At 68.6% G+C, this 19,401-nt stretch carries 21 protein-coding genes; 4 read left to right on the top strand and 17 right to left on the bottom strand.

Features of this window, described 5'->3' with window-relative positions:
• Position 1: 1 nt before the first annotated feature.
• The 9 genes from A5760_RS04060 to dxr form a co-directional block, all read right to left on the bottom strand.
• Complete coding sequence (locus tag A5760_RS04060; RefSeq protein WP_064877992.1) at positions 2-553, bottom strand: alpha/beta hydrolase; 552 nt, start codon at positions 551-553, stop codon at positions 2-4.
• A gap of 129 nt (positions 554-682) precedes the next feature.
• Positions 683-2,188 (bottom strand): cobyric acid synthase, encoded by a 1,506-nt coding sequence (locus tag A5760_RS04055; protein ID WP_064877923.1) that lies wholly within the window; start codon positions 2,186-2,188, stop codon positions 683-685.
• Between the two features lie 10 nt (positions 2,189-2,198).
• The gene (map, locus tag A5760_RS04050; RefSeq protein ID WP_064877921.1) at positions 2,199-3,056 is read right to left on the bottom strand and encodes a type I methionyl aminopeptidase; all 858 of its coding nucleotides are present in this window, start codon (positions 3,054-3,056) and stop codon (positions 2,199-2,201) included.
• Positions 3,057-3,088: 32 nt separating this feature from the next.
• Positions 3,089-3,673: a DUF1707 SHOCT-like domain-containing protein gene (locus A5760_RS04045; RefSeq protein WP_064877919.1), complete on the bottom strand. Its 585-nt coding sequence runs from the start codon at positions 3,671-3,673 to the stop codon at positions 3,089-3,091.
• A gap of 135 nt (positions 3,674-3,808) precedes the next feature.
• Positions 3,809-5,623 carry a penicillin-binding transpeptidase domain-containing protein gene (locus A5760_RS04040; RefSeq protein ID WP_064877990.1) on the bottom strand — a complete coding sequence of 605 codons (1,815 nt, stop codon included), beginning with the start codon at positions 5,621-5,623 and terminating at the stop codon, positions 3,809-3,811.
• 135 nt (positions 5,624-5,758) lie between these two features.
• Positions 5,759-6,613 carry a GNAT family N-acetyltransferase gene (locus A5760_RS04035; RefSeq protein WP_064877917.1) on the bottom strand — a complete coding sequence of 285 codons (855 nt, stop codon included), beginning with the start codon at positions 6,611-6,613 and terminating at the stop codon, positions 5,759-5,761.
• A 48-nt stretch (positions 6,614-6,661) separates the two neighbouring features.
• Complete coding sequence (gene ispG, locus A5760_RS04030) at positions 6,662-7,840, bottom strand: flavodoxin-dependent (E)-4-hydroxy-3-methylbut-2-enyl-diphosphate synthase (RefSeq protein ID WP_064877915.1); 1,179 nt, start codon at positions 7,838-7,840, stop codon at positions 6,662-6,664.
• Positions 7,841-7,915: 75 nt separating this feature from the next.
• Positions 7,916-9,139 carry a M50 family metallopeptidase gene (locus tag A5760_RS04025; protein ID WP_064877913.1) on the bottom strand — a complete coding sequence of 408 codons (1,224 nt, stop codon included), beginning with the start codon at positions 9,137-9,139 and terminating at the stop codon, positions 7,916-7,918.
• A 19-nt stretch (positions 9,140-9,158) separates the two neighbouring features.
• Positions 9,159-10,406 (bottom strand): 1-deoxy-D-xylulose-5-phosphate reductoisomerase, encoded by a 1,248-nt coding sequence (gene dxr, locus A5760_RS04020; RefSeq protein WP_064877988.1) that lies wholly within the window; start codon positions 10,404-10,406, stop codon positions 9,159-9,161.
• A gap of 73 nt (positions 10,407-10,479) precedes the next feature.
• Here dxr and A5760_RS04015 point away from each other — a divergent pair, with 73 nt between their 5' ends.
• Positions 10,480-10,734, top strand: coding sequence for a DUF2631 domain-containing protein (locus A5760_RS04015; RefSeq protein WP_064877912.1), 255 nt, complete (start codon positions 10,480-10,482; stop codon positions 10,732-10,734).
• A gap of 21 nt (positions 10,735-10,755) precedes the next feature.
• Here the strand turns inward: A5760_RS04015 and A5760_RS04010 are convergent, their stop codons facing one another.
• The 6 genes from A5760_RS04010 to pyrH all read right to left on the bottom strand — a co-directional run bounded on the left by A5760_RS04010 (position 10,756) and on the right by pyrH (position 15,673).
• Positions 10,756-11,616, bottom strand: a complete 861-nt coding sequence (locus tag A5760_RS04010) for a cytochrome c biogenesis CcdA family protein (protein WP_064877909.1) — start codon at positions 11,614-11,616, stop codon at positions 10,756-10,758.
• A gap of 1 nt (position 11,617) precedes the next feature.
• The gene (locus A5760_RS04005; protein ID WP_064877907.1) at positions 11,618-12,124 is read right to left on the bottom strand and encodes a protein disulfide oxidoreductase; all 507 of its coding nucleotides are present in this window, start codon (positions 12,122-12,124) and stop codon (positions 11,618-11,620) included.
• Between the two features lie 85 nt (positions 12,125-12,209).
• Positions 12,210-13,304: a 23S rRNA (adenine(2503)-C(2))-methyltransferase RlmN gene (rlmN, locus tag A5760_RS04000; RefSeq protein WP_064877905.1), complete on the bottom strand. Its 1,095-nt coding sequence runs from the start codon at positions 13,302-13,304 to the stop codon at positions 12,210-12,212.
• Positions 13,305-13,337: 33 nt separating this feature from the next.
• Positions 13,338-14,267 (bottom strand): phosphatidate cytidylyltransferase, encoded by a 930-nt coding sequence (locus A5760_RS03995; protein ID WP_064877904.1) that lies wholly within the window; start codon positions 14,265-14,267, stop codon positions 13,338-13,340.
• Positions 14,268-14,296: 29 nt separating this feature from the next.
• Positions 14,297-14,854, bottom strand: a complete 558-nt coding sequence (gene frr, locus A5760_RS03990; RefSeq protein ID WP_064877903.1) for a ribosome recycling factor — start codon at positions 14,852-14,854, stop codon at positions 14,297-14,299.
• A 15-nt stretch (positions 14,855-14,869) separates the two neighbouring features.
• Entirely contained in the window at positions 14,870-15,673 is an 804-nt protein-coding gene (gene pyrH / locus A5760_RS03985; protein ID WP_064877902.1) for a UMP kinase, read from the bottom strand.
• A gap of 330 nt (positions 15,674-16,003) precedes the next feature.
• On the opposite strand from pyrH, the gene A5760_RS03980 reads away from it, so the two are divergent.
• Positions 16,004-16,243: a CsbD family protein gene (locus A5760_RS03980; protein WP_064877900.1), complete on the top strand. Its 240-nt coding sequence runs from the start codon at positions 16,004-16,006 to the stop codon at positions 16,241-16,243.
• A gap of 202 nt (positions 16,244-16,445) precedes the next feature.
• Positions 16,446-17,207: a winged helix-turn-helix domain-containing protein gene (locus tag A5760_RS03975; RefSeq protein WP_064877898.1), complete on the top strand. Its 762-nt coding sequence runs from the start codon at positions 16,446-16,448 to the stop codon at positions 17,205-17,207.
• Positions 17,208-17,238: 31 nt separating this feature from the next.
• Here the strand turns inward: A5760_RS03975 and A5760_RS03970 are convergent, their stop codons facing one another.
• Together A5760_RS03970 and A5760_RS03965 are read right to left on the bottom strand one after the other, a co-directional pair.
• Positions 17,239-18,180 carry a lysophospholipid acyltransferase family protein gene (locus A5760_RS03970; protein WP_064877986.1) on the bottom strand — a complete coding sequence of 314 codons (942 nt, stop codon included), beginning with the start codon at positions 18,178-18,180 and terminating at the stop codon, positions 17,239-17,241.
• 92 nt (positions 18,181-18,272) lie between these two features.
• Positions 18,273-18,821, bottom strand: coding sequence for an MPT63 family protein (locus A5760_RS03965; RefSeq protein WP_064877896.1), 549 nt, complete (start codon positions 18,819-18,821; stop codon positions 18,273-18,275).
• Between the two features lie 324 nt (positions 18,822-19,145).
• Here A5760_RS03965 and A5760_RS26925 point away from each other — a divergent pair, with 324 nt between their 5' ends.
• Positions 19,146-19,322, top strand: coding sequence for a hypothetical protein (locus A5760_RS26925; RefSeq protein WP_196771979.1), 177 nt, complete (start codon positions 19,146-19,148; stop codon positions 19,320-19,322).
• Positions 19,323-19,401 lie beyond the last annotated feature (79 nt).

Here is a 19,401-nt window from a genome sequence, read left to right as displayed (position 1 = left end):
GCTACCAGGTGCTGGTGCGCAAAATGATCTCGGCAGCCAGTTGCGCCGTGGACTCCTGCACGGTGCGCCGCCCCAGGTGCACCACCCGGTATTCGGCGTAGACGTAGCGCTGGCTGGCCTCGGCCACCGCCCGGGCGGCCGGCGAGCTGACCAACACGGTGGTGCCGATCTCGACGGGCGGGCAATGTCCGTCGGTGATGGCGCCTTCGTAATCGCCGGCCCGCGGATGGCCGCGGTCGATCACCACCAGTCCGACGAACCGGCCCAGCCGGGTCGCGGTCAGTTCCCAGGCGAGCTCGCCGCCGGCGCGGTCGCCCATGATCACGGCCCACCCGATGCCCAGCGCGTCGAGGATGCCGATCACCGACTTGGGGGTCAGGCGGTGATCGAAGCCGACCACGACCGTCCGAAGCGATGCGGTGTGCAGCCGCTCGCAGACCGCGTCGTACGCCGCCGGGACGCGGTCCTCGTCGCCCAGTATGACGACGACGACGCCGTTCTCCGGGCCGGCCACAACCACCGGCACGGGGAACCCGTCCAGGGTGGTCATCATCGAGGACACCCCAGCACGCTACAACCAAACGGCATGCGGGCGCGACGATTCTTCAGCATCTGGTACGCAGATCCGGTTTTTAACAGCGCCGTCAACAACGACGTTCACACCACGATCGCGGCGAATATCCTACGGCCGCAAGCGACTTGCGAGATGGGGTCGCCGCGGCGGTGGACCGTCAAGCAGGCTGAGAACGGCGTCGACATCGAGATGAGACGCCAGCAGGTCGGCGGCGAGATCCAGCTGGGCATCGCGGCGCGCGGCCACGTTGACGTCGCCGACCACAAAGCCGCCGAGGCCGGCCGCGCCGGCGACCCGGCGCAGCCATCCGCGCCGGAATTCGTCGTTGTCGAGCAGGCCGTGCCAATGGGTTCCGAAGACCGCGCCACGCACCACACCCTGCGGACGCTGGTCCGCATCGGAGGCGAACCAGCCCTGCTCGGCACACCGGGTGACCCGCCCGTGATGGATCTCGTAGCCGGTGAGCGGCTCCTGCCAGCGGCGCAAGGCCTTGTCGGGATCAAAGACGATGTCGGCGTCGAGCAGCCCCAGGCCGGGCACGCCCTCGGTCCCGGATTCCACCGGATCGTCTAGGCGACTGCACAGCATCTGAAATCCCCCACAGATTCCCAGCACCGGCTTGCCGGCACCGGCGTGCGCCGTGATCGCGTCGGCCAGCCCGCGCTCGCGCAGCCAAGACAGGTCGCAGACAGTGGCTTTGCTGCCGGGGATGACGATCAAGTCGGTGTCGGTGATGTCGGCGGGGTCGGTGACCCAGCGCACCAGCACACCCGGTTCACAGGCCAGCGCCTCGACGTCGGTGGAGTTGGAGATCCGGGGCAGCCGAATGGCGGCCACCCGTAGCCACTGCTCGCCGAGCGGGGGTGCGGGCGTGCCGATGACGCGGTGCGCGACCACCGACAGCGAGTCCTCGGCGTCCAGCCACAGCTCGTCGGCGTACGGCAGCACGCCATAGGTGGGGCGGCCCGTCATGTCGTGCAGCTGGCGCAACCCGGGCTCGAGCAGCGCGGGGTCGCCGCGGAACTTGTTGACGATGAAACCGGCGATCAGGGCCTGGTCGTCGGGTTCGAGCACCGCGACCGTCCCGAACAGATGCGCCAGCAGGCCGCCGCGGTCGATGTCCCCGACCAGCAGCACCGGCAAATCCGCGGCCCGGGCCAGCCCCATGTTGGCCAGATCGGTGGCGCGCAGGTTGATCTCGGCCGGCGAACCGGCGCCCTCGCAGATCACCACATCGAATTCGTCACGCAGGCAGGTCAATTCGTCGAGGACAACGGAGGCCAGCCGATCGCGATGCCGCACATAGCTTTTGGCGCTGACCGAGTCGGCGACCTGACCCTTGATCACCAGCTGCGAGGTGCGGTCACTGCCCGGCTTGAGCAGGATCGGGTTGAACCGCACGCTGGGTTCCAGCCCCGCCGCGCGCGCCTGGATCGCCTGGGCCCGGCCGATCTCACCGCCCTCGACGGTCACCACGGAGTTGTTGGACATGTTCTGCGCCTTGAACGGGGCGACCCGCACGCCGCGGCGGGCCAACAACCGGCACAGGCCCGCCACCACCACCGATTTCCCGGCGTCGGAGCTGGTGCCGGCGACCAGCAGCGCTCCGGTCATCCGGCAAACGTCATGGCAGGGTGAGGATTTCGGCGCCGGTGTCGGTGACCAGCAGGGTGTGCTCGAACTGCGCGGTCCACTTGCGGTCGCGGGTGACCACGGTCCAGCCGTCGTCCCAGATCTCGTAGTCCAGGCCGCCAAGGTTGATCATCGGTTCGATGGTGAACGTCATTCCCGGTTGCATGACCGTGGACACCGACGGCTGGTCGTAGTGCAGGACGACCAGGCCGTTGTGGAACGTGGTGCCGATGCCGTGACCGGTGAAGTCACGAACGACGTTGTAGCCGAACCGGTTTGCGTACGACTCGATGACGCGGCCGACGACCGAGAGGGCACGTCCGGGCTTGACGGCGTTGATGGCGCGCATCGTCGCTTCCCGGGTGCGCTCCACCAGCAGCCGGTGTTCCTCGGAGACGTCGCCGGCCAGGAAGGTTGCGTTGGTGTCGCCGTGCACACCGTCGATGTAGGCGGTGACGTCGATGTTGACGATATCACCGTCCTCGATCACCGTCGAGTCGGGGATCCCGTGGCAGATGACCTCGTTGAGCGACGTGCAGCATGACTTCGGATAGCCCTTGTAGCCCAGCGTGGAGGGGTATGCGCCGTGGTCGACCATGTACTCGTGGGCGATGCGGTCCAGTTCGTCGGTGGTCACCCCGGGCGCGACGGCCTTGCCCGCCTCCACCAGCGCGGCGGCCGCGATCTGGCCGGCGACGCGCATCTTCTCGATCACCTCGGGTGTCTGCACCCACGGTTCGCTGCCCTCTTGGGCCGTGGACTTGCCGACGTATTCGGGGCGCGGGATACGGCCGGGCACCGGCAGAGTCGGGGACAACTCTCCGGGGGAAAGCGCGGTGCGAGCAGGCATGCGACCAGCTTAACCGTGGTCCAGCCAAGCGATTAGGGTCGCTGGCGGCGCAGCAGCGAGCGGCGTTGCCCCCGGATGTTGACCGAGCCGCACACCACCCGACCGGTCAGCACCACGTGCGGCCTGCCCTCACCAGGCGGGTCTTTGCGCCGGTCGCTGGCGCTGCCCACATAGACCTCGACGTCGTCGAGCGACGCGCTGGCCCCGTCGGGCAATCGAATCTCCACCGAGCCGAATCTCATGTCGAGTTCGATGACCACCACCGGGCCCGCGAACCGGGCCTTGGTGAGGTCGAGTTCCACCGAGCCCAGGCGGCGGACCAGGGCCAGGCGGGTGGGCACCGTCCATTCGCCGTGGCGCTTCAGCGAACCCGCCCAGCCGCGCAATTCCACCCGGTCGGCCGCGGAGGTGACGATGGCGCCCGGTCCCGGCAGGTCGCCGACCAGCCCGTCCAACTCGCCGCGGGTGCGCGCGTAGGACACCTGCGACGAGCGCTGCTCGAACTCGTCGATGTCGATCAACCCGAGCGCCACGGCGTTGTGCAGTCGCCGCATCGTGCCGTTGCGGTCGGCGTCGGAGACCCGCAAGGCCACCATGTCGCCGCCGGTATCGGTCATGTTCGCAATTTACCGCTGATGCGCCCCGGGAGGACTCGGCGCTAGCCAAGATGGCGCCGCCCCGCCGCGCCCGGCGCTAGCCAAGATGGCGCCGTCCCGCTGCGCCCGGCGCACGCGCCGCGCTTGCGACCGGCGCTAGGCCAGGAAGCTGGGCGGCAGCGCTTCGAACATGAACTTGGTCATCCGGACCGCCCACTCGGAGCTGCCGCCTCCCACGATCAGCGAGGCGAAGGCCAGGTCGCCGCGGTATCCGGCGAACCAGGAATGCGACCCGCCCGGGAACTCGGCCTCACCGGTCTTTCCGTAGATCTCGCCGCAGCCGGCGATCTCCTTGGCGGTCCCGTTGGTCACCACCAGACGCATCATCGGCCGCAGCGCATCGATCATCTTCGGGCTGATCGGCGTGGTGTCCCCCTGGACCGCCGTCTGCCGGCCCACGATCAGCTGGGGCACGGGTGTCTTGCCGGCGGCGACCGTGGCCGCCACCAGGGCCATGCCGAACGGGCTGGCCAGCACCTTGCCCTGGCCGAAACCGTCCTCCGTGCGTTCGGCCAGGTCCACAGTCGGGGGCACCGACCCCGTCACGGTGGTGACACCGTCCACCGTGTAGTCGAGGCCGATCCCGTATTGGGCGGCCGTCTGGGTCAGGCCGCGAGGCGGCATCCGGCTGCTCAACTCCGCGAAGGTGGTGTTGCACGAGCTGGCGAACGCGCGCGACAGCGACACCACGCCGAGGTCGAAGCCGCCGTAGTTGGGCACCGTGCGGTGCCCGATGTCGAGGTGGCCCGGGCAACCGAGCATCGAGTTGGGCGTGACCATGTCGCGGTCGACGGCCGCGCCGGCGGTGATCATCTTGAACGTCGACCCCGGCGGGAACAGGCCGTTGGTGGCGGGCAAACCGTCCGCGTCGGCCCCGCCGTTCTGCGCGATCGCGAGGATCTCCCCGGTCGACGGCTTGATCACCACGATCATCGCCTTGCCGCCCTTGTTGTCGACCGCGCGCTGGGCGGCGTTCTGCACGACCCGGTCCAGGGTGATCGACACCGACGGCGCCGGCGACCCTGCGACCTCGTGCAGCACCTCGACCTCGACGCCGTTCTGGTTGACGCTCACCACCCGCCAGCCCGCCTGGCCGTCGAGTTGGTCGACCACGGCCTTCTTCACCGCGGAGATGACCGCCGGCGCGAAATGCGGGTCGGTGGGCAGCATTTCGGGCTGAGGGGTGACCACGACGCCCGGCAGATGCCCGACCAGCGGGGACACCTTGTCGTTGTCGTCGGGGTGCAGCGTCACGCCCAGGTCCACCGGGTGCGGCGTCGAGCTGGCCTGCTCGGCGAGCAGCTGCGGGTCGTTGAGGGCCCCGTTGAAGGGGTGCAGCACGTCGACGATCGCGTGGGCCGTGCTGAACAGGGCCGGTCCGGCCTGGGTCGCGTCCAGCGTGTAGTGGTACAGGTACCCGGGCACCAGCACGTCGCTGCCGCCGAGATCGTTCACCGAGGCGCGGTGCGGCCGGTCGGCCCGCAGCGCGAACGTCTGGTGCTCGCCCAGCTTGGCGTGCAGCGCGGTGGTGGTCCACCGCACCGCCCAGTGACCCTCGTCGCGCGCCATCCGCAGCTGGCCGTCGTAGGTCCAGGTCCGGTTCTTGGGCAGGTGCCAAGTGAACCGGTAGCCGACGGTGCCGCTGTCCTCGGCGTACTTGGCGTTGAGGATCTGCGCGTCGAGGTGGGATGCCTGCAGGCCGGACCAGGCCGCGTTGAGCGCCTCGCGCGCCTCGTTGGGGCTGTCGCTGAGCTGCGCGGCGGTCGCGGTGTCGCCAACGGCCAGGGCGCGGAAGAACTTCTCCGCCGCCGGCCCCGGGCCGTCGGGCCGGGGCGTGCATCCGGACAGGACGATGACCGCGACCAGCAGCAAGCCTGAGGCGGATGAGGCCATTGTTGTTCTAGTTGCCATCGGTGCAAATGTTAAGAACTGCGGCATGAACTGCGGCGCCGACACACCGAGACCCGACCGTTATGTCAGAACGAGCTTGCCCGATGCCGAGTGCCCGGCCAGCCGGGCGGGCACCGCAGAATGCGCCCGCGGGCGCTAGTCGAGCAGCACCGTCGCGAAGGTGCCGATCTCGGTGAAGCCCACTCGGGCGTAGGCGGCGCGGGCCACCGTGTTGAAGTCGTTGACGTAGAGGCTGGCGGTGCGCCCGGTGCCGACGATCACCGCGGCGACCGTCGCGGTGCCGGCGGTGCCCAGGCCCAGCCCGCGCCACTCCGGGTGCACCCAGACCCCCTGGATCTGGCCCACGCCCGGGGACTGCGAGCCCACCTCGGCCTTGAAGACGACCTGGCCGTGCTCGAACCGCGCCCAGGCCCGCCCGGCCGTGATCAGGCTGGCCACCCGCCGCCGGTAGCCGCGGCCGCCGTCGCCGAGCCGCGGGTCGACGCCCACTTCGCCGATGAACATGTCGACGGCGGCCACCAGGTACGCGTCCAGTTCCTCGGGCCGCACCTGCCGCACACCGGGATCCAGCTCGCAGCTGGGGTGGTTCGACAACGCCAGCAGCGGCTGATGGTCGCGCACGTCACGGGCCGGGCCCCAGGCCGCCTCGAGCCGGTCCCACATCGGCATCACCAAATCGGCCCTGCCGACCAGCGACGAGCAGCGCCGCGTTCCGCGCATGGCCTCGTCGGCGAACGCGCTCAGGTCGGCCGGCGCGCCGCGCAGCGGGATCAGGTTGGCGCCGGCGAAGCACAGCGATTCCTCGGCACCCCGCAGCGTCCACAGTTCGCCGCCGATCGAGTTGGGGTCGATGCCATGGTCGGCCACCCGGGCCGCGACCATGCACGACGCGACGGGATCGTCGTCGAGCACCCGCCAGACCGCGGCCGCGTCGCGCACCACCGACACCCGTCGCTCACCGACAAGGCGGAACAAGGGCGGAGCCGACATCTGGCGAACTCTCTGTGGTGCGAACTCTTGGACCGGCGCTGGCGTGTATCAGCTTACGGTGACAACAGGTGAACCGCTGGATGTTGTTTCCGGTCCGTCATCACTGTTCATCTCTAGGCCCATTTCAGCGGCGAGCCGCTGAGCCTCTTCGATTAGCGTCTCGACAATCTGCGCTTCGGGCACGGTTTTGATCACCTGGCCACGAACGAAGATCTGGCCCTTGCCATTTCCCGACGCGACGCCGAGGTCGGCCTCGCGGGCCTCCCCCGGGCCGTTGACGACGCAGCCCATCACGGCGACGCGCAACGGCACGTCCAGACCGTCCAGGCCGGCGCTCACCGCGTTAGCCAACGTGTACACGTCGACCTGGGCGCGACCGCACGACGGACACGACACGATCTCCAGTCCGCGCGGGCGCAGGTTCAGCGACTCGAGGATCTGGATGCCGACCTTGACCTCCTCGACCGGCGGCGCCGACAGCGACACCCGGATGGTGTCGCCGATGCCGCGCGACAGCAGCGCGCCGAAGGCGACCGCGGACTTGATGGTGCCCTGGAAAGCGGGACCGGCCTCGGTGACCCCGAGATGCAGCGGGTAATCGCACTGCTCGGCCAGCTGCTCGTAGGCGGCGACCATCACCACCGGGTCGTTGTGCTTGACGCTGATCTTGATGTTGCCGAAGCCGTGCTCCTCGAACAGCGAGGCCTCCCACAGCGCTGACTCGACTAGCGCCTCGGGTGTGGCCTTGCCGTACTTCTCCATGAACCGCTTGTCCAGCGAGCCCGCGTTGACGCCGATGCGAATCGGGATGCCGGCCGCGCCGGCGGCCTTGGCGACCTCGCCCACCCGGCCGTCGAATTCCTTGATGTTGCCAGGGTTTACCCGCACCGCGGCGCATCCCGCGTCGATGGCGGCGAAGATGTACTTGGGCTGGAAGTGGATGTCGGCGATCACCGGGATCTGGCTGTGCCGGGCGATCTCGGCCAGCGCGTCCGCGTCCTCCTGACGCGGGCAGGCCACCCGGACGATGTCGCAGCCGGCCGCGGTCAGCTCGGCGATCTGCTGCAGCGTCGTGTTGACATCATGCGTCTTGGTGGTGCACATCGATTGCACCGAAATCGGATAGTCGCTGCCGACCCCGACGTCGCGGACCATCAGTTGGCGCGTGGTACGCCGGGGAGCAAGCGTGGGCGCCGGAGTCGGCGGCATGCCCAGGCCAATAGTCATTTGCGCCGCTCCTCCTCATCGCTTCGCTCTGCATCGTCGCCAGCGCGGGTCACTGTGTTGATTCCTTCGGTTTCGTCATTGGAAGAGCCTGATCGGGTTGACCAGATCGGCGGTCACGGTCAGCAGCATGTAGCCGACCACGAACACCAGCACGACGTACGTCGCGGGCATGAGTTTGAGGTAGTTCACCGGCGCGGCCGCGACCATGCCGCGGGCCGACCGGACCAGGTTGCGGATCTTCTCGAACACCGCGATGGCGATGTGGCCGCCGTCGAAGGGCAGCAGCGGCACCAGGTTGATCGCACCCAGGATGAGGTTCAGCTGGGCCAGGAAGAACCAGAACGCCACCCACAGCCCGTGGTCGACGGTGTCGCCGCCGATGATGCTGGCGCCGACGACGCTCATCGGCGTCTGCGGGTCGCGCTGCCCGCCGCCGATGGCGTGCACCAGCGCGCCGACCTTCGTCGGGATCGCGACGAGCGCCTTGCCCACCTCGCCGGTGAGGTCGCCGGCGAAGGCGACGGTGGCCGGGATCGCCGTGAACACCCCGTAGTGCGTGGGCGCGACCTTGACGGCGCCGACGCCGATGGCGCCGACCGTCGAGGGCTGCTGCTGGCCGCCCTGCCCGTTGGCCCCGGTGGTCAGGTAGCGCTGGGTGGTGGTGACGTCGACGTAGGTGGTGATCGTGCTGCCGTTGCGCTCGGCGACGATCGGGACGTTGCCGTGCGCCTTGCGGATGGCGGCGGCCATGTCCTCGAAGGTCGACACCGGGGTGTCGCCCACCTTGACGATGACGTCGCCCGGCCGGATTCCGGCGAGCGCCGCCGGCCCGGGCCCGGTGCAGTCCGCGATCTTGCCGGGCGCCACTTCCGGTGCCACACAAGCGGTTTCGCCGACAACCGCCTGCGTCGGCGGATGCAGGTTCGGCAGCCCCCAGACCAGCGCGATGCCGTAGAGCAGCACCAGACAGATGATGAAGTTCGCGGCGGGACCGGCGAACAGCACCGCGACCCGCTTCCAGACCTTCTGCTTGAACATGGCGCGGTCGGTCTCGTCGGGCGCCAGCTCCTCCACCGAGGTCATGCCGGCGATGTCGCAGAAGCCGCCCAGCGGAACCGCCTTGAGGCCGTACTCGGTTTCACCGCGCCGGGTCGACCACAGGGTGGGCCCGAAGCCGACGAAGTAGCGCCGCACCTTCATGCCGGTCGCGCGCGCAACCCACATGTGGCCGCACTCGTGCAGGGCCACCGAGATCAGGATGGCCAGTGCGAACAGCACAATGCCGATGACGAACATCATTTGGCTGCGAGGACCTTTCTCACACCACTCCGGAGGCTTTTGCTGACACCTTGGCGGGCTGGGCTTGCGCGACGGCACGCTGCGCGCGGGCACGTGCCCAGCGCTGCGCATCGAGTACCTCATCCACGTTAGCGGGTGAAACGGCCCATTGGTCGGCGGCGTGCAGCACGTCGGCGATGGTTTTGACAATCGCGGGGAACCCGACCCGGCCCGCGAGGAAGGCCTCCGCCGCCTCCTCGTTGGCCGCGTTGTAGACGGCGGTCAAACAGCCACCGGTCCGCCCGGCGTGCCGGGCCAGCTCGACGGCGGGAAAAACGTCGTCGTCCAGCGGCTCGAAGTCCCAGCTAGACGCCGTGCTGAAGTCACAGCTGGCGGCCGCGCCGGGGACACGCTGCGGCCAGCCCAGGGCCAGCGAGATCGGCAGCTTCATGTCCGGCGGGCTGGCCTGCGCAAGCGTCGAGCCGTCCACGAACGTGACCATCGAATGAACAATCGACTGAGGGTGCACGACCACCTCGATGCGGTCGTACGGGATGCCGAACAGCAGGTGGGTCTCGATCAGCTCCAGCCCCTTGTTCACCAGCGAGGCCGAGTTCAGCGTGTTCATCGGGCCCATCGACCACGTCGGATGGGCGCCCGCCTGCTCCGGGGTGACGTCCTCGAGCTGCGCGGCCGTCCAGCCGCGGAACGGGCCGCCGGACGCGGTCAGCACCAGCTTGGCGACTTCGTCGGGGCTCCCGCCGCGCAGGCACTGCGCCAGCGCGGAATGTTCGGAGTCCACCGGCACGATCTGCCCGGGCTCGGCGGCCCGCAGCACCAGCGGACCGCCGGCGATCAGCGATTCCTTGTTGGCCAGCGCCAGCCGGGCGCCCGATTCCAGCGCGGCCAGCGTGGGCCGCAGCCCCAATGCCCCCACCAGCGCGTTGAGCACGACGTCGGCCTCGGTCTCCTGCACCAGCCGGGTCGCCGCCTCGGGCCCGGAGAACGGGATGTCGCCGGCCCGCTGCGCCGCGGCCTCGTCGGCGACCGCGATGTTGGTCACACCGGTCTCGGCGCGCTGCCGCAACAGCGTGTCCAGGTTGGCGCCGCCCGCGGCCAGACCGACCACCTCGAAGCGGTCCGGATTGGCGGCGATGACGTCCAGCGCCTGGGTGCCGATGGACCCGGTGCTGCCCAGCACCAGCACGCGCAGGCGGTCCCGCGGTTGCCCATCGGTCGTCGGGTCGGTCACCCATTCATTGTGCCGCCCGGCGCCGACGCGGGCCATGCCCCGCAAGCCCGCTGGCGGGTATGCCAGAATTTGGGTTCGAAAAGCCAATCCGATCCGAAGGGGATTCGCCGTGGCCAGTACCGAGGTGGAGCGCTTCAACGGCGTCGACGACGTCGAGGTGCCGTCGGCAGCGTGGGGTTGGAGCAGGATCAACCACCGGACCTGGCACATCGCCGGCCTGATCGGCTTCGGATTCCTGCTGGCGATGCTGCGCGGCAACCACGTCGGCCACATCGAGAACTGGTTCCTGATCGGCTTCGCGGCGCTGATCCTCGTCGCCCTGATCCGCGACCTGTGGGGCCGCCGCCGCGGCTGGATCAGGTAGCGGCCACTACCTCGTTCGCCCCTAACGGTGGGCCCGGCGATGCCAGGCGCCGCCGATCACCACGACCGCCAGCGCGACCACGGCGATCACCCACGGCCACCCCCCGTGCTGATGCACCCAGCCGGCCACCGTGCCCTGCAGCCGGCCGGCCGCGCTGATCACCGCGTCCTGCGGGTTGCCGTTCGCGCCGAACAGGCGCACCTCGTAGCTGCCGTAATAGGCCACGTACAACCCGACCAGCACCAGCAACGCGCCGCCGATCCGGTTGACGAACGGCAGCGCGCGGCGCAACCGGTCCACCATCGCCGAGCTCGCCGTCGCCGCCGCGACCGCGAGCACCCCGACCACCAGGGTCAGTCCCGCGCTGTAGGCGAGGTAGATCGCCACCGCGGCGGCGATCGATCCCCCGCGCAGGCCGGCGGCGGTGACGGCCAGAAACGGCCCGACGGTGCACGACAGCGAGGCGATCGCGTAGCTGATGCCGTAGCCGTACATGGAGCCCAGCCGGGCGGTGGGAGCCCACCGCGGCCCCAGCGGCCGCGGGGTCAGGGCCGACAGCGCCCGGCCCGACAGGAGCCACACCCCGAGCCCGATCAGGACCACGCCGACGACCACGGTGGCGTACGGCAGGTACCGCTGCACGGTGGTGGCCGCCGAGACGGTCAGCGCGCCGAACACGCCGAACACCGTCAGGAAGCCCAGCGCCATCCCGCCGGTGGCCGCCAGCGCCCGCCCGGCGGCCGTCACACCCGACGAGGCCCCGGCACGCTGGCCGCGCACCACCAGCAGGAGGTAGGCGGGCAGCATGGCGAACCCGCACGGGTTCAGCGCGGCCACCAGCCCGGCGGCGAAGGCCAGCCCGACCAGACCCTGGTCCGCCAAGTCAGGACCTCAGGGCGGAGACCCGGTCCGAGAGCTCCTGCTGTGACATCGCCGAGGTCGGGTTGTTGACGAACGTCGAGCTGCCGTCCGCGCGGTAGAACACGTAGGCGGGCTGCCAGGGCACGTTGTAGCGGGCCCAGATGGACCCGTCGGCATCGTTGAGGTTGGTGAAGTTCAGGCCGTATTTCGAGACGAAGGTCTGTTCCGCGCCGACGTCGGAGTGCCCGGCGACCCCGACGAAGGTGACGCCGGGATTGGCCCGCGCCACCTGGCTGACGCCGGGGGCTTCGGCGTTGCAGAACGGGCAGAACGGCGCCCAGAACCACAGCACCGCGGGCTTGCCCTGCAAGCCGGCGCCGTTGAACGGCGCACCGCTCAGCGTCGTCCCGGTGAATTGCAGCCGGTCGTCGGCGGCCAGCGCGCGTGGCGCGCCGCCAAGCACGAATATCAGTGCAGCGGCCAAAACGGCCGCGGCAAACAACCTGAGCGGAGAGAACAGGCGAATCATGGCGCACCCCCGGTTTGCTGGCGTATGCCTGAAAGACGTACTGGCGGCCCGGCGGGTTCACTCCAGTTACGAGCTTCGGCGGCAGTTACCGAGCTTCGGCGGCCAGCTGTCCGCAGGCGGCGCTGATCTCGCGGCCGCGGGTGTCGCGCACCGTGCAGGACACCCCCTTGCCGCGGACCCGCCGGACGAACTCCCGCTCGACCGCCTTGGGGCTGGCGTCCCACTCACTTCCCGGGGTCGGGTTGAGCGGAATCAGGTTCACGTGCACCAGCGGCCCGAGCGCGCGATGCAGTCGCTGGCCCAAAAGGTCTGCGCGCCAAGGCTGGTCGTTGACGTCACGGATCAACGCGTACTCCACCGACACCCGCCGCCCGGTGACGTCGGCGTAATACCGTGCGGCGTCGAGGGCCTCGGTGATCTTCCACCGGTCGTTGACCGGCACCAGCGTGTCGCGCAGTTCGTCGTCGGGCGCGTGCAGCGACAGCGCCAGCGTGACGCCGAGCCGTTCGTCGGTGAGTTTGCGGATGGCCGGCGCCAGGCCCACCGTCGAAACCGTCACCGATCGGGCCGAGATGCCGAAACCGTGTGGCGGCGCGGCGATGATGCGCCGCACCGCGTCCACGACGCGCGCGTAATTGGCCAGCGGCTCCCCCATGCCCATGAACACCACGTTGGACAGCCGGTCCCCGAAGTCGTCGCGCAGGGCCGCGGCGCCGGCGCGCACCTGCTCGAGGATCTCGGCCGTCGACAGGTTGCGGGTCAGCCCGCCCTGGCCCGTCGCGCAGAACGGACAGGCCATGCCGCAGCCCGCCTGCGACGAGATGCACACGGTGTTGCGTTGCGGATAGCGCATCAGCACCGACTCGACGGTGACCCCATCGAGGGCCCGCCACAACGTCTTTCGGGTCTGGCCCGCATCGCAGGTCACCTCGGAGGCCGCCGCGAGCAGGATCGGGAACATCGTCTCGGCGATGGCGTCGCGCAAGCCCGCCGGAAGGTCGGTCATCTGCCGCGGATCGGCGATCAGCCGGCCGTAGTACTGATGCGCCAGCTGCTTGGCGCGAAAGGCCGGCAGGCCCAGCTCCGCGACGGCCGACGCGCGGCCGTCCTCATCGAGGTCGGCCAGGTGCCGCGGCGGCTTGCCGCGCCGCGGCTCGGAGAACACCAATTGTTGAACCATGACCTGTCCAGTATCGGTCACGTCCGGGCCTGCCTAGGGAACGAGTGTCAGCACCGTCCAGGCCGCGACCGCCGACGGCAGGACGCCATCGAGCCGATCCATCAGGCCGCCGTGGCCGGGCAGCAGCCGGCCCATGTCCTTGATGCCGAGGTCGCGCTTGACCTGCGACTCCACCAGATCGCCAAGCGTGGAGGTCAGCACCAAGACGACACCCAGCAACGCGCCGATCCACCATGGTTTGCCGGCCAGGAAGGTTGCCGTCAGCGTCGCCGCTGTGATTCCGAACACCAGGGAACCGGCGAATCCCTCCCAGGACTTCTTGGGGCTGATCGCCGGAACCATCGGGTGCTTGCCGATGAGCGCCCCCACGGCATATCCGCCGGTGTCGGAGGCGACGACGGTGATCATCAGGCAGAACACCCGCCCGGCGCCGTCGTGCGGGTAGACCAGCAGCACGCCGAAGGAGGCGAACAGCGGCACCCAGGCGGCCAGGAACACGGTGGCCGAGGCGTCCCGGAGATAGTTGGCCGACGGCGAGCCGGAGAACGGCTCGGGCCGTTTGCTGTTGTCCTGCATGAACAGCCGCCACACGTTGCAGACCACCACGGTGACGCCGAAGCCGGCCAGTGCGCCCGCGGCGTGGAACGGCCAGGTCAGCCAGACGGTGAGCTGGCCCCCGGCCAGCAGCGGGATGATGGGTATGACGTAGCCGGCTTCGCGCAACCGCCGAACCACTTCGTGGGTGGCCACCACGATGGCCAGGGCGACGATGGGAACCCAGAAGTGCGGCGCGAACACCAGCGTCACGACCAGGACGCCGCCGATACCGGCCCCCACCGCGATCGCGGCGCGCAGGTCGCGCCCGGCCCGCGATGTCTTCTTGGCCGTCGGGTGGATCGTCTCCTTGGCGGCGCGCGACGGATTGTCGGGCGGGTCGCCTGCGCCGGGTTCTGGGGTTGCCACTGGCCTGGTGGACTTAGCTGCTGAGGTCGCTAGACCTCCAGCAGTTCGCCTTCTTTGTGCTTGACCAGCTCTTCGATCTGTGTGGTGTATTGATGTGTGGTCTTGTCCAGGTCCTTTTCGGCCCGGCCGACGTCGTCCTCGCCTGCCTCGCCGTCCTTGCGGATGCGATGCAGCTCCTCCATCGCCTTGCGGCGGATGTTGCGCACCGAGACCTTGGCGTCCTCACCCTTGCTCTTGGCCTGCTTGACCAGCTCCCGGCGGCGTTCCTCGGTGAGCTGTGGCACGGCCACCCGGATCAGGGTGCCGTCGTTGGTGGGGTTGACGCCGAGGTCGGAGTTGCGGATCGCCGTCTCGATCGCGCCCACCTGGCTGGCCTCGTAGGGCTTGATGACGACGAGGCGCGCCTCGGGCACGTTGATGCTGGCCAGCTGCGTGATGGGCGTGGCCGTGCCGTAGTAGTCGATCACGATCCGCGAAAACATGCCCGGGTTGGCGCGCCCGGTCCGGATGGTCGACAAGTCGTCGCGGGCTACCGCCACGGCCTTCTCCATTTTCTCTTCCGCGTCGAAGAGAGCCTCGTCAATCATGTGCGCGTCTTCCCCTCAGGTGGTGACCAGAGTCCCGATCTTCTCACCAGCGACCGCCCGGGCGATATTGCCATTGGTCAGCAGGTTGAACACCAGGATCGGCATGCCATTGTCCATGCACAGGCTGAACGCGGTGGCATCGGCCACTCGTAGCCCGCGATCGATCACCTCACGGTGACTGATCGCGGCGATCAATTCGGCATCGGGATGCTGCCGCGGATCCGCGTCGAACACGCCGTCGACCGCCTTGGCCATCAAGACCACCTCGGCACCGATCTCCAGGGCGCGCTGCGCGGCGGTGGTGTCGGTGGAGAAGTAGGGCAGCCCCATGCCGGCCCCGAAGATCACCACGCGGCCCTTCTCCAGGTGACGTACGGCGCGCAACGGCAGATAGGGCTCGGCCACCTGGCCCATGGTGATCGCGGTCTGGACCCGGGTGACGATGCCTTCCTTCTCCAGAAAGTCTTGCAGCGCGAGGCTGTTCATGACGGTGCCCAGCATGCCCATGTAGTCCGAGCGGGTGCGTTCCATGCCGCGCTGCTGAAGCTGCGCGCCCCGGAAGAAGTTGCCCCCGCCGATCACCACGGCGACCTGCACACCGCCGCGGACCACCTCGGCGATCTGCCGAGCCACCCGCGCCACGACATCGGGATCCAGGCCGACCTGGCCGCCGCCGAACATCTCGCCGCCGAGCTTGAGCAACACTCGCGAATACCTGGCCCGGCTCGGTGGCTGGCCGGATACACCGTTGCCGGCGGTTGTCGGCTCCGGCCTCGGAGCCGCCGAGCCGGCGACTTGGGGCTCCCTGGACTCCGTCATCAGACTCCTCGCATGAGAGTGCCATCCCGGGCGATCTCCATCCCGGAACGGCATTTCACATCCTGCCTCATCGCAGCACAATGCGGCGTCGGCGGGGTGCATTATGCGCATTGTTGGCGCGCCGGACCAATTTTCGAGTCTCCCGGTACCGGAATAGGCCGGCTTTCTTCGGGCCCGCGTTTGAGCGACGGTTGCCATGGGAATCCGCATCAACGCGGCAGAAATATGCGGTCTTGAGCAATAAGGCCGCGCCGTATGACCGGATCGATCGCTCGCGATCGCCGTTGAGCGTGAATCGCTCGCAGTACGCCAACGAGGAGGAGTACTTCCATGGCTGAAGAAAACAAGTCAGGACCTGCCGAAGCTGTGAAGGGCGTCGTCGAGGACGTCAAAGGTAAGGCCAAGGAGGCCGTAGGCGCGGTGGCCGGTCGTGATGACCTCACCCGCGAGGGCCAGGCGCAACAGGACAAGGCCGACGCGCAGCGCGACGCGGCGAAGAAGGAAGCCGAAGCCGAGGCCGCGCGCGGCGGCGCCAAGGCGGCCGAGGAGCGCCAGAAAGGCAACCAGTAGCACGCTGTAGTCGTTGGGCCCGGTCCGTGGAAACGGGCCGGGCCCACCGCTTTTCTCAAGTTTCTCAGGGCCGAGTTGGCCGGCACGCGTAACGAGTCTGCTTAGTTTTGAGCAGGACGGGTATCCAGGCGTAGCACTGTAAGACATCTCCGCAGAGGTGCCTACGGACCGGGGGGGAAGCCGGGACGTCACGAGTTTGGAGATGTTGTTGCACGTGGTGGTGCTCACCGATGAGGACGATTTCGAATCGGCCCTACCGGATTTGGCGACGTTCGCGCAGCCGATGCGCCGCATCACCCTGGCGGCCGAGGCCGACGGGCATTTCGCCACAGCCGACATCGCGATCATCGACGCGCGTAGCAATATGGCGGTGGCCCAGGCCGTCAGCCATCGACTGACGACCGACAACCCCGGTACCGCGGTGGTGGCCCTGGTTGCCCCGGCCGATTGCGCCGCGGTCGATGTCGACTGCAATTTCGATGAGGTGATGCTGCCCGGCACCGGTGCCGAAGAATTGCAGGCACGGATGCGCCTTGCCATCGGACGCCGGCGCAGCGTGGTCGACGGCACGCTGAAATTCGGCGACCTCCTGCTGCATCCGGCCAGTTTCACCGCGACGCTGGACGGCAACGACCTGGGCCTGACCCTCACCGAGTTCAAATTGCTGAATTTCCTTGTGCAGCATCCCGGTCAGGCATTCACCCGGACCCGATTGATGCGGGAGGCGTGGGGCCACGACAGCACCGGCAAGGTCCGTACGGTCGACGTGCACATTCGGCGGCTGCGCGCCAAGCTGGGCACCCGCCACCAGTTCCTGGTGGACACCGTCCGGGGTGTCGGCTATCGGGCGGCGGTGCCGCCGCAACCGGAATGGGTCCTCGGCGCCTCGGCGCTGACCCCGCTCTGGAACTCGACCACCACGCCCGCACCGGATCGCCCGCACCCGGAGGTCTCAGACTCCTAACAGCTTTTGCCACAACGCTTTTGGCGAACCGCTAGCCGAAGAACGGGAATGCGCGCTTGCGTGCGAGCGCATCCATTCCTTCCTGGATGGCGCCTTGCACCTCGTGGTATTTGCGTTCGACGTATTGGTCGTCGTCGGCCCGCGCGGGATCGTTGTCGAGTTCCACGGCGGGCATGAACCGGGTTCTGATCTTGGCCGGCAGGGGCAGCTGCGGCAGCGCCGCCGGCGCGATCCCCCACGGTAACGAGACGGCGAGCGGAAACACCTTGAGCCGCAGGATGCGGTCCAGGCGTAGCGTTTTCGACAGCCGGTCGCCGCGGATCAACACCGGCATCGCGTCGGCGCCGCCGACTGTGGCGATCGGCACGATCGGCACGCCCGCACGAATCGCCATCTTGACGAAGCCGGTCCGCCCCGCCAGGTTGGCCTGATCGCGCTCCGTCCACGGGCGCAGTGAATCCACCTCCCCACCGGGCCACAGCGCCACGTCACGCCCCTCGGCCAGCGCGGTGGCAATCGCATCGGGGGCCGCCGGCAGCACCCCCATCGACCGGAAGTACCGCCCGAACAACGGAATTGCCATCAGCGCGTCGTGGGCGGTGCCGTGCAGGGCGCGCTCCTGGCCGAATCGCCGCCACCATTGCAGGCCGACGGTCCAGGCATCCCAGACGAACGGTGCCCCGGAGTGAATCCCCACCAGCAGCGCCGGTGGCGACTCCGGAATGTTCTCCCAGCCGTCGATCTCCATCCGAAACCAGTAGTCCACCAGCACATTCCACAGATACTTCTGTCGCTGCAGGGTGGTCTCGTCCTGGCCGGAGAGATCCCACCTCGCGGCCCGCTCGGCCACCCAGCCGCTCAGGCCGCCGCTGTGCTTGCTGCGTCGTTCTTCCATCGCCTCGCGGGCCTCTTCGGCGTGCCGCCGCGCTTGAGCGCGTACCGGCGCCGGTCTGTGATCCGGGGGGTTGCTCATGTCCTTTCGCATACCCGATTCGGGCGGCACGATTCGCCCAGACGCAAATTTCCCCGCGCCACCAGGTGGCGCGGGGAAATTTCACAACCGATTTAGGTGTGCGGCGCCGGTGCAGGCGGGGCACCCGGTGCCGGGCTGTTCGGCGCGGCGGGCGCCGAGCCGCCCTGGACGTTGGACGTCCACATCAGGACGTCCTGCGTCCCGTCGTTGTAGACGACACCGTTCGGTGGCGCACCGGTCACGTCGAAGTACAGCGTGCCGGTCGACTCATTGCCCTGTGCGATGGGTGCCGGGTTGAGCCCGTTCGGCGCACCGACCTTGTCGATCACCCGGTAGTTCTGGCCGTTGGGGCCGCGGGCGATGAAGTCGTTGACCATCGGGGTGACGAGCCCGCCGTCCGACCTGGCGGTGATGTCAGCCTGGTACAACGTCCCCTTCGGCGTGTAGCCCGGGATGGCGACGTTGCTGGGCTGCAGGTTGCTCACCGTGTAGTTGGTGATGAGCGGCCCGTCGATGAGTTGTTCGCTCGTGCCGAAGCCCTGAATGTTGGGCGCGGCAGACGCCGGCGTCGGCGCGAAAACGCTTGCCACCGCTATACCCCCGGCAGCCGCAGCTGTCGCAGCAATCTTGGTGACCTTCATGTTCGTTCCTTTCGTGTAGAACAATCGCCCCCCTGAAGGGCATGCGCATATTTTCAGCAAATATCCATCCGCCCATCGCTTTAAACGTTTGTGCCCGCGTTGGGCCTATACCGCCCGGTTAGCCACCGGAATGAGTTTGCATTCTTGGACAGCAACTTTCGCACCAGTGGATAACACCTGCACCAGTAATCACAGCAGGCCGTCGTGATTAGGCCGTCGTGATTAGGCGATGCGCTGGCGGGTAATCGGTGCGCTGAGGCCTTCGCCTGGCAATCCGTGTGTCAGTGTGGGCGAGCCGAGATAGCCGCAAAAGGGGGCAGTCACGTGCAACGCGGAAACTCCAAGCACGGTGCACGCGAGGACGACGCGCTCAAGGAAGAATTGGAAGGCACGGTTCGCGGTAACCGTTCCAGCCGCAGCGAGGAATGGCGTGACCCGGAGCCGCCGGCCGACGACGACCCAGATGTCCCGACGGCCGGCCCGGCACCGCGCAAATCGTAAAGCGGTGGCCGGTAAAAGCCGGCCATTTGCCCGGCTCGTCTGGATTATGAATCACCCGAACAATCTCTGAAGGAAATCG

Origin of the sequence: Mycobacterium colombiense, from assembly GCF_001665835.1 — a bacterium.
GTDB lineage: Bacteria > Actinomycetota > Actinomycetes > Mycobacteriales > Mycobacteriaceae > Mycobacterium > Mycobacterium colombiense_A.
The sequence above is the reverse complement of the archived record's forward strand: the minus strand, read 5'-3'. Positions and strand labels throughout refer to the sequence as shown.

Excerpts from the sequence above, each read along its gene's own strand:
- A5760_RS04060 (WP_064877992.1), bottom strand. The coding sequence starts at position 553 with ATGATGACCACCCTGGACGGGTTCCCCGTGCCGGTGGTTGTGGCCGGC.
- A5760_RS04055 (WP_064877923.1), bottom strand. The coding sequence starts at position 2,188 with ATGACCGGAGCGCTGCTGGTCGCCGGCACCAGCTCCGACGCCGGGAAA.
- map (WP_064877921.1), bottom strand. The coding sequence starts at position 3,056 with ATGCCTGCTCGCACCGCGCTTTCCCCCGGAGAGTTGTCCCCGACTCTG.
- A5760_RS04045 (WP_064877919.1), bottom strand. The coding sequence starts at position 3,673 with ATGACCGATACCGGCGGCGACATGGTGGCCTTGCGGGTCTCCGACGCC.
- A5760_RS04040 (WP_064877990.1), bottom strand. The coding sequence starts at position 5,623 with ATGGCAACTAGAACAACAATGGCCTCATCCGCCTCAGGCTTGCTGCTG.
- A5760_RS04035 (WP_064877917.1), bottom strand. The coding sequence starts at position 6,613 with ATGTCGGCTCCGCCCTTGTTCCGCCTTGTCGGTGAGCGACGGGTGTCG.
- ispG (WP_064877915.1), bottom strand. The coding sequence starts at position 7,840 with ATGACTATTGGCCTGGGCATGCCGCCGACTCCGGCGCCCACGCTTGCT.
- A5760_RS04025 (WP_064877913.1), bottom strand. The coding sequence starts at position 9,139 with ATGATGTTCGTCATCGGCATTGTGCTGTTCGCACTGGCCATCCTGATC.
- dxr (WP_064877988.1), bottom strand. The coding sequence starts at position 10,406 with ATGGCCCGCGTCGGCGCCGGGCGGCACAATGAATGGGTGACCGACCCG.
- A5760_RS04005 (WP_064877907.1), bottom strand. The coding sequence starts at position 12,124 with ATGATTCGCCTGTTCTCTCCGCTCAGGTTGTTTGCCGCGGCCGTTTTG.
- rlmN (WP_064877905.1), bottom strand. The coding sequence starts at position 13,304 with ATGGTTCAACAATTGGTGTTCTCCGAGCCGCGGCGCGGCAAGCCGCCG.
- frr (WP_064877903.1), bottom strand. The coding sequence starts at position 14,854 with ATGATTGACGAGGCTCTCTTCGACGCGGAAGAGAAAATGGAGAAGGCC.
- pyrH (WP_064877902.1), bottom strand. The coding sequence starts at position 15,673 with ATGACGGAGTCCAGGGAGCCCCAAGTCGCCGGCTCGGCGGCTCCGAGG.
- A5760_RS03980 (WP_064877900.1), top strand. The coding sequence starts at position 16,004 with ATGGCTGAAGAAAACAAGTCAGGACCTGCCGAAGCTGTGAAGGGCGTC.
- A5760_RS03975 (WP_064877898.1), top strand. The coding sequence starts at position 16,446 with ATGTTGTTGCACGTGGTGGTGCTCACCGATGAGGACGATTTCGAATCG.
- A5760_RS03970 (WP_064877986.1), bottom strand. The coding sequence starts at position 18,180 with ATGAGCAACCCCCCGGATCACAGACCGGCGCCGGTACGCGCTCAAGCG.
- A5760_RS03965 (WP_064877896.1), bottom strand. The coding sequence starts at position 18,821 with ATGAAGGTCACCAAGATTGCTGCGACAGCTGCGGCTGCCGGGGGTATA.